Source organism: Arthrobacter sp. LFS091, from assembly GCF_047977885.1.
Classification (GTDB): Bacteria; Actinomycetota; Actinomycetes; order Actinomycetales; family Micrococcaceae; genus Arthrobacter.
The window spans coordinates 83,152-95,796 of the sequence record NZ_JBFPFP010000010.1; the positions used below are offsets into that span (position 1 = coordinate 83,152).

Genomic DNA, 12,645 nt, shown 5'->3' on the forward strand with positions numbered 1-12,645 from the left:
GACGCCTGGGAGCTCAACGTTGAGGATCAAACCGAGCGGGATCAGGGGAAGGTACTCCCCGGGGACGAAGGCTTAATCGTTCGAAAGAGCCGCCCATCCGAGCTAAAGCTTGGAACGCCCGTCTGTAGAAGGATCGCGCCAAAAAGGCCGGCCTCAAGTAGTGAAACTTGGGGCCGGCCTTTCCTGTGTCTTGATTCTTGCGGGCTGTCTGCGGACTATACCCGTTTCAGCCGCATGATCCAGCTAGACGCCGTAGTAGAGCTCGAACTCGTACGGATTCGGGCGCAGCGACAGCGGGCGAATCTCATTCTCGTACTTGTAGTCGATCCACGTGTCGATGAGGTCCTGGGTGAAGACACCGCCGGCCTGCAGGAACTCGTTGTCCTCGCGAAGAGCTTCGAGAGCCTCTTCCAGGGAGCCCGGAGCCTTGGGGATGTCCTTGGCTTCCTCGGCGGGGAGCTCGTAGAGGTCCTTGTCGATGGGAGCCGGGGGTTCAATGCGGTTGCGGATGCCGTCGATGCCGGCCATCAGCTGGGCAGCGAATGCCAGGTACGGGTTGGACGAGGGATCCGGAGCGCGGAACTCGATGCGCTTGGCCTTGGGGTTGGTGCCCGTGATCGGGATACGGATACCTGCGGAGCGGTTGCCCTGCGAGTAAACCATGTTCACGGGAGCCTCGAAGCCCTTGACCAGGCGGCGGTAGGAGTTAACCGTCGGGTTGGTGAAGGCGAGGACGGCGGAAGAGTGCTTCAGCAGGCCGCCGATGTACCAACGCGCGGTGTCGGAGAGGCCTGCGTAGCCCTTCTCGTCGTAGAACAGCGGATCGCCGTTGCTCCACAGCGACTGGTGGCAGTGCATGCCCGAGCCGTTGTCACCGAAAACAGGCTTCGGCATGAACGTGACGGACTTGCCCCAAGCGTCAGCGGTGTTCTTGATGACGTACTTGAACTTCTGCAGGTCATCGGCAGCGGCGGTCAGCGTGGTGAACTTGTAGTTGATCTCAGCCTGGCCGGCAGAACCGACTTCGTGGTGGGAGCGCTCAACCTCAAGGCCGGCCTTGTCCAGCTCAACGCACATGGCGTCGCGGAGGTCCGCCTGCTTGTCAGTGGGGGAAACGGGGAAGTAGCCGCCCTTGACGGGGGTCTTGTAGCCGAGGTTTCCGCCCTCTTCTTTACGGCCGGTGTTCCAGTGTGCTTCCTCGGAGTCGATCTTGTAGAAGCTGCCCTGGGGGGAGGACTCGTACTGGATGTTGTCGAAGACGAAGAACTCGGCTTCGGGAGCGAAGAATGCGGTGTCGGCGATGCCGGTGGATGCCAAGTAGGCTTCGGCCTTCTCAGCAACGCCACGAGGGTCGCGGTGGTATGGGTCGCCGGTGCGGGGGTTCACGATGGAGAAGTTCAACGCGAGGGTCTTCTCGATGCGGAAGGTGTCGACGAAGGCAGACGTTACATCCGGGATGAGCTGCATGTCGGACTCAGCGATGCCCTGGAAGCCGCGGATGGAAGATCCGTCGAAGAGCTGACCGTTGACGAAGAAGTCGAGGTCAACGCTCTTGGCCGGCACATTGAAGTGCTGCTGGACGCCAGGAAGGTCTGTGAAGCGGATATCGACGAACTTGACATCTTCTTCTTTGATGAACTTGAGGACTTCGTCCGCAGTCTTGAACATCTATGCTCCTTATGCATATCAAGTAACAGGCCCGGAAGGCCGCGTGGTGCAGCCAAACCGACGGCAGGCGGCACAAAAGTGTCCCCTTGCCATGGTGGCTGGCAACTCATACCACCTTAGGGAGATGGGATTTCCCGGGGGTGTCAGTATTGTTTCCGGCAGGTTACAGAATCGTCTGTTGTGTAAACGGTAGTCGGCTTGCGGGTGTTCGGTCCAAGCGGGTCCATTGGGCGAACATGGAAGGTGTTCTTGCTGCCCGTCCCGGTCGGGCACAACCTACACCAGACGTTAGGCTTGATAGGTGGTAGATCGAAAAGACATTGGTTCGTGGTTGACAGGCCCGGACACATCCGGCATCTCCAAATATCCAGGCGAAAGGCTCGGCCTGCCCAAGTCCGGCCCTGGCTCCATTGCCCGTGCCGGGCGCCGCATCTTCGGCATCGTCATCGACTGGACCATAGCGTTGGTGATCAGCAATTTCGCGTTCGGCGGTAACCAGTGGGCGACTCTCGCCATCTTCGCCATCGAACAGATCCTTCTGATCGGCACGCTGGGATACAGCATCGGTCACAGGATCATGGGTATCCACGTCGTACGCCTTGGGGGAGGGCCTGCAGGTCCACTGGCCGCTGTGGTGAGGACCCTGCTGCTTTGTCTGGTTATCCCAGCTGTCGTCTTCGACCCGGACCAGCGTGGACTCCACGATAAGGCCATGAACACTATCCTCATCAGAAGGTAGACGAGTCGGCCGCCGACCTTGACAACACATAAAGAAAAGCGCGCTTCCCCGCAATGGGAAAGCGCGCTTTTTCGTTCTGCTGGGTCCTGCCGGGTCAGCGGCCGCGGGCGGCTTTGCGATCCGGGCGGGCCTTGTAGGGGTCGATGCCCTTGGGGATGGGCAGACGGTTGCCAAGGGAGTTGATCCGCTTGCTGACGGCGTTGACTTCAACCTTGGTGAGCTCGTTCTTCATCTTCCCCATGGTCTTGGCCAGCTGGTTCAGCGGCACCTGGCCCTCGCCGCGACCCGACTCCAGGACACGGATGGTGACGTTGGGGAGAATACGTGCAAGGCGCTTGCGTTCGGCGTCCACCAGCGGCTTGACACGGTGGCTCGGTCCTTCACTGACCAGGACGATACCGGGCCGGCCGATGGCCATGAAGACAGCATCCTGGGTGCGCGGGTTCACTGCAACCGGCTGATCCTGCGTGATCCAGCCTCGCCGGAGCGTCCCCAAAGCAGCGCCGGAGGCACCAGGCTGGTTCTCGATCTGCGCAAATGCTGCCTTCTCGGCTCGGCGCGAAAGGATGAAGACGGCGGCGAGCAGCCCCAGAGGAATGCCGATGATAAGGCCGGTAACCCAGTTTTCCAGCAGGTAGCCGATGAGGAAGGCAACCGCGACGACTGCAAGGAAAGCCAGCAGCATGATCCAAACAACCTGGGGATCATTCCGCCGGGTCATTTTGAAGACTTCAGCGATCTGCTTCAGCTGGCTCGGCTTCTTGGCCTTGGTTTCCTTGGGCTTGCGCTGGAACAGCCCACGCTTGGGTGCGTCGGCCGATGGGGTCGATTTGCTGGAATCAGGGGAGTTCGCCATAGTGCCTCAATTCTACGTGATATCCGGTAAGGCCCAGGACGTTACACCGAAACTTAGCAGCCAGGCTCAGGTGATCAATCAACCCCTGTACTGGTGAGCGGGGGTGTACCCACGCCGTTCGGGCCCACCGATTTTCGAATTCCACGTCATGATTCTGCGGCGTCCTGCACTTGAACTTCGCGAGCCGTTGCCGCTGAAAGCACCCCCCATAGGAATCAGATGCCCGAATCACCCCCGCTGCTCACTATTGTCCTGGAAGAGACAGGACTGCTTGACCGAGAATCCGTTATGTACAGGCGCCTCATGGCTGCCCGGCTTCGGCTTGAATCCGACTTCGCAGTGCGGCATGTCCAGGAGCCCTTGACGACCGCCAGCATCGCGGGACTCTGCGCAGAGATACAGAGCAAGTACGTCATCTTCATGCGTACCTCGCATCTCATCTCCGCCAATTACGTGGCGACTTTGTTCGAGTACCTCAGGACGCGGACTGTCTATCTCGCGGAACCGGTGGTGTACACCGGGGCCATTGCGAAGAATGTGGCCGGAACCAAGATTGACGACACCTACCAGTACAGCCGCGAAACCGATGTTTTCGGCATTGCGTTCAACACCAAGAGGCTTGGGGATGCCCTTGAAGCGCTCAAGGACATCGATCGTTCAGCCCTGTACATCAGCTACCGCCTGTATTGGTCCATCGCCAAGGTCAGGCCACTTATGACTGGCTTCTCGGTTGCCTCGGATACGAAGGCAGCCACCGGGCTACAGATACCAAGTGAATCCCAGCGCCTGATTCCGCTTATTCCGTTTCACTCCAAGGAAATGCGGTTGCAGCTTTTGCGCTACGTTGCCTTGTTCCTGAGGGGAATCCGTGGCCAAAAGGCCACCTCGATCAGTCTCAGCCATCTCCGGGACGTGATCCGCGATTTCCAGCTCATCGAGCTCGTCGGCATGGTGGAGCAGCTTCAACCGTTCGAAGCCGCCTGGATTCGTTGGCTGGATGACGTCCTGGAAAGCCGGCAGTTCTACAAGCAACTGAGCCATAAAGACGCCTATCTGGTTTTCAACGCGAAGCCCGAGGAAAGGGCCGAGCCTTCCCTGCGCCTCTACGAGCTGCTGTTCCAGGACGACATCCTGACCATTGAGAAGCAATACCTGGAACGCAGGCTCCGTCCCGGGAATGCCCGGCCGGGAAGCTACAACTTCTACAACCGACCGATAGGACCATCCTCAACCATCTTGTTCTTCGATCGCCCCCAACAAGCGGACGACAACGCCGAGCACCTGTACGAGTACTTCAAGCGGGAGCATCCGGAATTCCGCAACGCCTACTTCGCGATCAGTCCCAAGTCGCCCGATTGGACCCGGCTGGAAGCAAAGGGCTTCAAGCTGGTCCCAATCTTTACCAAGGAGTTTTACGACATGTTCCTGGTATCCGATCTAGTGGTTTCATCGCAGATCTACAGCATCAGGTATCGGGGAAAGTCCTTTGCCAACTCACGGTTCGTGTATCTGCAGCACGGAATCCAACTCAATGACATGTCCGACTGGGTGCTCTCCAAGTACTTCGACGTTTTTGTGACCACGGGCCGCATGGAAGCGGACTACATGAGCAAACTTGCCCCAGTGGAGACGCTGAATTCGGGATTGCCGCGGTACGAGTCCCTTGCGAGGGCAAGCGCTGGGCAGCGGCACCTCCTGTTCATGCCGACCTGGCGTTTTAACCTCCACCAGTCATCTACCGAACGCTTCGCCCAGTCGGACTACTTTCGGACCATCGACTCCTTTCTTTCCGATTCCGCACTTTCGTCCTTCCTTGCGGACACGGACAGGATCCTGCACGTCAAACTACATCCGAACGTGGAAAAGCGCGCTGGCCAGTTCAGGTTCTCTGAGCGCATTGTGCGTTCGGAACTGAGTTACAGGGAAGCAATCCGCTCCGCGGAATTAGTCATCACCGACTACAGTTCGGCCGCCCTGGACGCGGCCTTCATAGGAATCCCCATCGCGTACTACCACTGGGATGCAGCGGATTTCTTCCGCGATCAGCCCTATGAAAGCCGCCTGGATTACCTCGACGATGGACTGGGACCGGTGTTCACTGAACAAGCCGGAATCGTCGACCACATCATCCATGAGCGCTTCGCAGCTGAGGACGCAACGTACACGCGGCGGCGCGATCGTTTTTTCGAAGGCGTGGACGCCAAACGCATCAACGGGAAAATCGTGGAGAGGATGCTTGGTCTCTGATGTCGAGGATTCATGGTTTCAAACGGAGCATCACCATGGCCGGAAAAGCTGCGGCGTATTCGCCCGCTGGCCTGGAATTTGCCCGGGCACTCCTGGCGTCAAAGCCGGATTCACCGGTACGGAGAATCATCAAGGCGAAGGGACTGGAAGGTCGGATCCGCAGGATCGCCTCAGAAAATCTTCCGCAAGGCATCTATTTCGCCAAATTGACCCTGGCGGACTGGAAAAGTTGGAACGGAAAACCATTCCGACTGTGCCAGGACGGTGCCGTGGTTTACGGAAACTCGATCGAACCTCCGGCCCGCGGCTTTCCCCTCGAATACCGCAACATCATGGTCACCTGTAACGATGTCTCCCGCTTCACGTTGGATATCGACGTGCCTTTTGAACTGAAAATCGGGCGAGGTGCCTTCACGACACCCCAGCAGCTCAGATACGACGAGCAGTACGGCGTGGAGCAGCGCGGAGACGTCTTTTACTCCCTCCGGGGCAACACCACCAACCCGACGAAGATGCTCGTTACCTTCCCTGGCTTCGGCCCCTCCACGACCCGTATCTCCTATGCCGTCAGCTACCTCAAGGACCTGACCGACGATGACCTGAACGACACCCTGATGGTCTGCTTTCAGGACCGGTACTTGGCGGCAGGCTCTTACATGATGGTCGACAACGCGGGCAGGCCGCTCTACGAACGGGTCCGGGATGCCATTGAAGGTTTGAGGAGCAGCTTCGCCATTGACCGGGACCGGATGCTGTTTTTTGGTGCCTCCAAGGGCGGTGCCATAGCCATACAGTACGCCCTGGAATATCCGGAGGCCGTTTTGCTCCTGGCAGTCCCGCAGATGAACCTGCCCTACTACTTCACAAAACCCGCATTCAAGGACAACCTTTTCCGTCACGACGTGCTGCGCGAATTGGAGCAGCCGGAAGTCCGGCTCCGTCAATACTTCGACGAAGGGCGCAGAATCCATTACTTCTATACAAATTCGGACGAATCCAGCAACCACTCGCTGATCGAACTGACGAGCGACGTTCCGCATCTTGTGAAGTACCGCATCGACGGGCAACATTCGGATGTGGCCCGTGCTGCATTGCCGGCCATGCTGGGGCTTATTCGACAATTCCTGCATGGCCGAGCGGACAAGGAGTTCACCTGCGAAGAGCTTCGGACGTTCCGTCACACGGGGAACGTGCAGGTGCAGGTGCGGGTGGACCCGGCGGCGTCCAAGGTTTCCGGAGCGAACTGGTTCATCCAAGGGCAGGCGGGGCGCACACGTTTCCTGCAGCTGATGACAGAGCACTCATACGACTTCGTAAAGTACACGACGTCGGAGCAGAGCTTGTTCCCGGCATACGATCCGATCGTGGAGCTGGAACATGTCCTGGCTATCGAACCCAACGGCACAACCTGGACGGGACCGTTGCCCGCCCGGGTCAACCCCGGAAGCAGGATTACCAGACAGCAACTCACCAACAGCGCGCTGTCCTTGGACGCCTCAACGGTGCAGGAATATGTGGTGCTGGAAGGGGAATCCTTCGGCCGCTACAAATACAGGTGGCATTCCCGGGCACGTGGTGCCGACACCCTGGAAATGCATGTCGTCACCGAGCTCGGGGACCTGGCCAGCCCGTTGGATGGTGGCCATCGGGAGCGCTCCGTCTATTCAGTAGAGGTCCAACCGATCGAGGGTTGCAACTTGGCGGACCTGTTCGCCTTAAGGCTCTTGGTTGCCACTGGGGCTCGGCGGCTGCACGTCGTGGTGCACGGCGACTCCCTCAAAGCGGTTCTTGAGACCCTGGCCGCGATGGCCTGGGAGGACGTCACCGTCGAACTGCAGGATTCCGGGGCGGTGTTGGCCCGTGCAGGAGAACAGTAGGAGCGACGGTGCGGGGCCGGCGCCCAAGACACAGATCATCCGGGAGTACGGAGACGTTTCCGCGATCCGGAACAACGTGGTGCACCTCCAGGACACGCCTGGGTCGGAGTTCATCGGTTCAAGCATTGAGTTCGCGGGCACGGGAAATGTCCTCTTCGTCGAGGATGGTACGCGGCTACGCAATTGCCGGCTGCGCTTTATGGGCAACGGCGCAGTCATCCACCTCCGAAGGTCGCACGGATTCCTGAGACTGATAGTCACTGTCTTCGAGGAGTCGGTGTTCTACCTTGGCCCGGGTGCGACCTTCACCTCGGAAGCCCGGGTGCTACCCACTGAACGCAAACATGTGATTGTGGGCAGCGACGCAATGTTCTCATCCCGGGTCGCCTTCCGGACGGCTGATCCCCATCTCATTTACTCGGTGCAGGACGGCGAACGCGTAAATCCGAGTCGATCCATTTGGGTCGGAGACCACGTGTGGTTGGGCGAAGACATCCTTTTGCTGAAGGGCGCACGGGTCGGCTCGGGGAGTATCCTCGCCGCTCGGGCATTGATCACCAAGAACGTCCCCTCCAACTCAACCGCGGCAGGCGTCCCGGGGAAGATTGTCAACGGTGGGATTTTCTGGACCCGACCGTCCGTTCACGCCTTCAACGAAGCCCGGACGGCAAAGAGCCACGTCCACGACGGGGACGAGTTCATCTACTCGGCTGATGGAAACGTCATGGACACGAAACAACTGGAGCATGAACTGGGCGCAGCCACGTCCGGGATCGGGAGGGCCGCATGGTGCTTCCAACTGGACCAGTTGGAAGGCAAGAACCGCTTCTACCTCGGTTAGCCCGATACTGCCGCACCGCACTATCCGTGCAGTGCGGCAGGGGGTTAGCTGTGGGCTGCGAGGATGGTGGAGGCTTCCTGGCGGGTGGTGCCGGAGGACTCGATGTGTGCCAGGGCGGCGGGGATTTCCCAGCCTTTCTTGCGCATCGCGGTGGCCCACAGACGCCCGGCACGGTAGGAGGAGCGGACCAGCGGGCCGGACATGACGCCGAGGAATCCGATCTCCTCGGCCTCGTGCTGCAGGTCCACGAACTCCTGCGGCTTGACCCACCGGTCCACCGGAAGGTGCCGTTCGGAAGGGCGCAGGTACTGGGTGATCGTGATCAGGTCGCACCCGGCCGCGTGCAGGTCACGCAGGGCCTCGGAAATCTCCTCTCGGGTCTCGCCCATGCCCAGGATCAGGTTGGACTTGGTCACCATGCCCAGATCCCGGCCCTGGGTGATGACATCCAGGGACCGCTCATACCGGAACGCCGGCCGGATCCGCTTGAAAATCCTCGGCACCGTCTCGACGTTGTGCGCGAACACCTCGGGCTTGGAATCACAGATCGCCGCGATGTGCTCGGGCTTGCCGGAGAAGTCCGGGATCAGCAACTCCACCCCGGTGCCCGGGTTCAGTTCGTGGATCTTCCGCACCGTTTCGGCGTACAACCACACACCCTCATCGGCCAGGTCGTCACGGGCCACACCGGTCACCGTGGCGTACCGCAACTGCATGGCCTGCACCGAGCGGGCCACCTTCGTGGGTTCGAACATGTCCACCGGGGAGGGTTTGCCGGTATCGATCTGGCAGAAATCACAGCGGCGGGTGCACTCGGACCCGCCGATCAGGAACGTCGCTTCCTTGTCTTCCCAGCACTCGAAAATGTTTGGGCAGCCGGCCTCTTCACAGACCGTGTGCAGGCCTTCCTTCTTCACCAGGTTCTTGAGCTGGACGAACTCAGGACCCATCTGGACCTTGGCCTTGATCCACTCAGGCTTACGTTCAACCGGTACCGCCGAGTTACGCTGCTCAACGCGCAGCAACTTACGGCCTTCAGGTGCCAAGGTCACTGGAGTGCTCCTTCGGGGGTGGAAATGAGTGCTTCTTCGTGCTTGCTGAATTCTTCAACGAAGCGGTCAACGATATCGGCCGGATTGATGGTCTGGCCTGTTTCCAGCGACATGGTGGTGACGCTGGCGTCGGTGATGCCGCACGCAATGATCTGTGCATAGGGTGCCAGGTCATTGCTGCAGTTGATGGCCACGCCGTGCATGGTGACGCCGTCGAGTACTCGGATTCCGATGGCCGCAATCTTGCGGTCCGGACCCTTTTCGTCGGCGAGGATCCACACCCCGGCCCGGCCTTTGACGGTCACAGCGTTGATGCCGTAGTCCTTCATCACGGCGATCATGATGGCCTCAAGGCGCTCAACGTAGTCGCGGATTCCGGCACGGTTCTTGAGCTTCAGGATGGGATAGGCGATCAATTGTCCCGGCCCGTGCCAGGTCAATTTGCCACCCCGGTCCACGGGAACGACAGGAGTGCCATCAAAGGGACGCTCGTGGTCCTCCGTGAGCTTGCCGGCCGTGTAAACGGCGGCATGCTCCAGAAGCAGTACGGTGCTGTTCTTCTCGCCCGCAACAACCTTGTTGTGGATTTCGCGCTGCAGGTCCCAGCCCTGCATGTAGTCAACGAAATCAGGGGCAAGACCCAGTTGTGAAAACTCAAGAGTCATGCGTTCAAGCTTAGACCCCGCAGCAGACTGGCCATGGTTTTGTGGTGAACCTCTCAGTCGCATCGCCGCTATTGGACAGTGACGAGGTGGGCCTGTGGATAACTTCTGCACCGATTCCGAGTCTCCGGTAGACCTTATCCATGGAAACTCTCAATTCTGCTGACAAGCCTCCCAACATGCCGGGGTATCGGGTCAGCCGTCAACTGGGCACGGGCGCGAGCTCCACAGTGTGGCTGGCGAGGAGAAACGGAGACGGAGAGCGGTTCGCAATTAAATGCGTCAAGGCGGCCGACCATGGTCCCATGGAGGCGCAGGGGATTGACGGCGGCGTTTCCCGTGAGGCCGGCATCTTGTTTGGGGTGAAACACAAGCACTTGGTTGGCATCCACGACGTCGTCCAGTTCGAGGTCGATGGACATGGAGCCCAAGGAATTGTCATGGACTATGCCGCGGGGGGCTCGTTGGCGAACCTGCTGTCCGGACGGGGCCGGCTCCGGGTGGGGGAGGTTGTGACTGTTCTGGGGCCCCTTGCCCAAGCCTTGGACTACCTTCACTCCCAGGGATTGGTGCACGGGGACGTCGCGCCGGGAAACGTCTTGTTCACGGCCGAAGGAATGCCGCTGCTGGCGGATTTCGGGATCACGTCCAGGGTGGGGGACGCCCAACACGGCCTGGACGTGGGTACGCCTGGGTTCATCGACCCTGTGGGCGTCGTTTCCGGCGGCCACGACCAAGGGGCATTGCGGCCGGAACGCGACTTGTATTCTCTTGCGGCTCTCGGATGGTTCTGCCTGACGGGCTCGGTCCCCGGCCTGGCACCTGACCGTCCGCCCTTGTCATTTGTAGCCGACGATGTTCCCCTGTCCATCGCTGGCGCGTTGGAGGCCGCTTTGGATCCGGACCCCCGAATGCGTCCATCCGCAAGGGAATTTTCGACGGCGATTTTCCGCAGTGCAGCTCCGGAAGCAGTGGACCTGGCAGGGGCGGTGCACGCGTCCGTCATTCCGGAATTGCTGACCCGGCGGCAAGCACTGGATCGAAAACCACACCAACGTGCCGTGAAGTTTGGGAAGCTGCCCTCGCTCCGGCCGACGGCAAAGGCTGCGACCCGCAGGACACCCCGGACACGGCGGACGCCCAAGCCACGCAAAAATATGGCGTATGTACGGGCAGCTGTGGTTCTCGGGATCGGAGTCCTCGTCGGCGCCGCTGCGTGGGGCTTGTGGGCGCAGGGGAAGCCATCGACGACGCCGTCCGGAGTGGGGAATGGTGCTCGCGTATCCAGTGAGGGCCTGCCCACGGACATCCCGGAGTCCTCTTCGCTCCCGGAGGGCCTCAAACAGGAGCTTCGGTCCGATGACCTGGCGGTCGTTGTGCCGGCGTTGGCGGCCGTGCGGGATGTGGCGTTGCGTGAAGGCCCTGTGGAGCTGCTGGCTGTGATCAACGCACCGGGTTCACCGGCCGAAGCCGCCGACCACCAAGTGGGGGACCACCTTCGAACAGCCGGCACGGTGTTTGCCGGACTCGCCACAACCGTGACGGCGGTGACCATCGAGGAACCCCCTCAGCCCGACCACGCAATGGTGGGGCTCGTAGCCGCTACATCCGCCTATGAGGAGCGACGCTCCTCAGGTTCGGTGGTCCGTTCAGAACCGGCGGGGACGCCACAGCATCTCCGGCTGCATCTGGAGCGTAGTGACGGGCGATGGCAGATCGTAGAGATCCTGGCCGGCACCACGGGCTGAGCTTGGTGAAGTCCCTAGTAGTCCTTTGCCGATGTCAGCCATTCCATCGCTTCAGGTAGCGAGGGGTGCTGCCAGATGAAGCCCGCGTCCGCCAGGCGTCCGGCCTCCATCCTTTGGTTCGCCAGCACGAGTTCGTCCGCCAGCTTTCCGAGGACCAGCCGAAGTGCCGGCCGGGGTACCCGGCAGAACGCCGGCCTGTGGAACGCTTTTGCCAGGTGGGACACAATGGTGTTCACATCAGCGCTTTCGGGAGCGCAGACATTCACCGGTCCGTCGATGTCGGCCGTCAAAAGGTACGCCAACGCGGCAGCTTCATCGGCCAGCGTGATCCACGGCCAGTATTGGCGTCCGTTGCCAAAGGGGCCTCCCAGTCCGAGCTTCAGGAGGGGGAGCAGTGGCCCCAGGGCTCCACCTGACAGGCTGAGAACCACGCCGGTCCTCGGCGTTACTACGCGCACGCCCGGCGGCGCGGTCCTCGCAGTCCGCTCCCACTCCACGCAGAGGGGGCCTAGGACGCCGCCGCCGGGGCCCGAGTCCTCCCGGAGTGGGCCATCTGTCGTTGCGCCGTAGTAGCCGGACGCGGATTGGCTGATGAACACCGATGGCGGTTCGCTTAGCCGCCCCATGGCCTCAGTCAGGGTGCGGGTGGGCTGGAGGCGTGAATCCCGAAGCACCTGGATTCGCTTCTTCGTCCACGGGCGGTCACCTATGCCGGCCCCGGAGAGGTTCACCACGGCATCGACGCCCTGGAACACTTTTTCGTCCAGCTCTCCAGCGGCGGGGTTCCAGGCCCACTCCGCTGCATTCCTGGCAGGCCGGCGGACCAGCCGGACGACGTCGTGGCCCTGGCTGGCCAGTTGCTCCGACAGGGCCGTCCCGATCATTCCCGACGCTCCGGACATCACGATTCGCATGACCCATCTCACCATGACGAAGGCACGCGGGGGAAACGCCC

The 12,645-nt window shown here is 60.7% G+C and carries 10 protein-coding genes; 5 read left to right on the forward strand and 5 right to left on the reverse strand.

Going from position 1 to position 12,645, the window contains the following annotated elements:
- Positions 1–243: 243 nt before the first annotated feature.
- Positions 244–1,668, reverse strand: a complete 1,425-nt coding sequence (gene glnA, locus ACNQOP_RS18400) for a type I glutamate--ammonia ligase (RefSeq protein WP_211711292.1) — start codon at positions 1,666–1,668, stop codon at positions 244–246.
- Positions 1,669–1,969: 301 nt separating this feature from the next.
- On the opposite strand from glnA, the gene ACNQOP_RS18405 reads away from it, so the two are divergent.
- Positions 1,970–2,407, forward strand: coding sequence for an RDD family protein (locus ACNQOP_RS18405; protein ID WP_416405381.1), 438 nt, complete (start codon positions 1,970–1,972; stop codon positions 2,405–2,407).
- Positions 2,408–2,501: 94 nt separating this feature from the next.
- Here the strand turns inward: ACNQOP_RS18405 and ACNQOP_RS18410 are convergent, their stop codons facing one another.
- Positions 2,502–3,263: a DUF4191 domain-containing protein gene (locus ACNQOP_RS18410; protein WP_235520462.1), complete on the reverse strand. Its 762-nt coding sequence runs from the start codon at positions 3,261–3,263 to the stop codon at positions 2,502–2,504.
- 219 nt (positions 3,264–3,482) lie between these two features.
- On the opposite strand from ACNQOP_RS18410, the gene ACNQOP_RS18415 reads away from it, so the two are divergent.
- From ACNQOP_RS18415 to ACNQOP_RS18425, 3 genes are read left to right on the forward strand one after another with little or no spacing between them, the layout of a single operon-like run.
- Complete coding sequence (locus ACNQOP_RS18415) at positions 3,483–5,510, forward strand: CDP-glycerol glycerophosphotransferase family protein (RefSeq protein WP_284987266.1); 2,028 nt, start codon at positions 3,483–3,485, stop codon at positions 5,508–5,510.
- 35 nt (positions 5,511–5,545) lie between these two features.
- Positions 5,546–7,387, forward strand: coding sequence for a hypothetical protein (locus tag ACNQOP_RS18420; RefSeq protein WP_416405382.1), 1,842 nt, complete (start codon positions 5,546–5,548; stop codon positions 7,385–7,387).
- Positions 7,371–8,228, forward strand: a complete 858-nt coding sequence (locus tag ACNQOP_RS18425; protein WP_284987268.1) for an acyltransferase — start codon at positions 7,371–7,373, stop codon at positions 8,226–8,228. Before ACNQOP_RS18420 ends, ACNQOP_RS18425 begins: the two co-directional genes overlap by 17 nt.
- A gap of 44 nt (positions 8,229–8,272) precedes the next feature.
- On the opposite strand, the gene lipA is transcribed toward ACNQOP_RS18425, so the two are convergent.
- A complete protein-coding gene (gene lipA, locus ACNQOP_RS18430) occupies positions 8,273–9,280 on the reverse strand; it encodes a lipoyl synthase (RefSeq protein ID WP_178995563.1) in 1,008 nt (335 codons plus the stop codon).
- Entirely contained in the window at positions 9,277–10,008 is a 732-nt protein-coding gene (gene lipB / locus ACNQOP_RS18435) for a lipoyl(octanoyl) transferase LipB (protein ID WP_416405383.1), read from the reverse strand. Before lipB ends, lipA begins: the two co-directional genes overlap by 4 nt.
- 113 nt (positions 10,009–10,121) lie before the next feature.
- Between lipB and ACNQOP_RS18440 the strand changes: the two genes are divergently transcribed.
- A complete protein-coding gene (locus tag ACNQOP_RS18440) occupies positions 10,122–11,690 on the forward strand; it encodes a serine/threonine protein kinase (protein WP_416405418.1) in 1,569 nt (522 codons plus the stop codon).
- A 14-nt stretch (positions 11,691–11,704) separates the two neighbouring features.
- On the opposite strand, the gene ACNQOP_RS18445 is transcribed toward ACNQOP_RS18440, so the two are convergent.
- Positions 11,705–12,604 (reverse strand): TIGR01777 family oxidoreductase, encoded by a 900-nt coding sequence (locus ACNQOP_RS18445; protein ID WP_416405384.1) that lies wholly within the window; start codon positions 12,602–12,604, stop codon positions 11,705–11,707.
- Positions 12,605–12,645: the final 41 nt, after the last annotated feature.

What these genes read in the sequence shown, in the direction of transcription:
- glnA (WP_211711292.1), bottom strand. Translation starts at nt 1,668, where the DNA reads ATGTTCAAGACTGCGGACGAAGTCCTCAAGTTCATCAAAGAAGAAGAT.
- ACNQOP_RS18410 (WP_235520462.1), bottom strand. Translation starts at nt 3,263, where the DNA reads ATGGCGAACTCCCCTGATTCCAGCAAATCGACCCCATCGGCCGACGCA.
- ACNQOP_RS18415 (WP_284987266.1), top strand. Translation starts at nt 3,483, where the DNA reads ATGCCCGAATCACCCCCGCTGCTCACTATTGTCCTGGAAGAGACAGGA.
- ACNQOP_RS18420 (WP_416405382.1), top strand. Translation starts at nt 5,546, where the DNA reads ATGGCCGGAAAAGCTGCGGCGTATTCGCCCGCTGGCCTGGAATTTGCC.
- lipB (WP_416405383.1), bottom strand. Translation starts at nt 10,008, where the DNA reads ATGCGACTGAGAGGTTCACCACAAAACCATGGCCAGTCTGCTGCGGGG.
- ACNQOP_RS18440 (WP_416405418.1), top strand. Translation starts at nt 10,122, where the DNA reads ATGCCGGGGTATCGGGTCAGCCGTCAACTGGGCACGGGCGCGAGCTCC.
- ACNQOP_RS18445 (WP_416405384.1), bottom strand. Translation starts at nt 12,604, where the DNA reads ATGCGAATCGTGATGTCCGGAGCGTCGGGAATGATCGGGACGGCCCTG.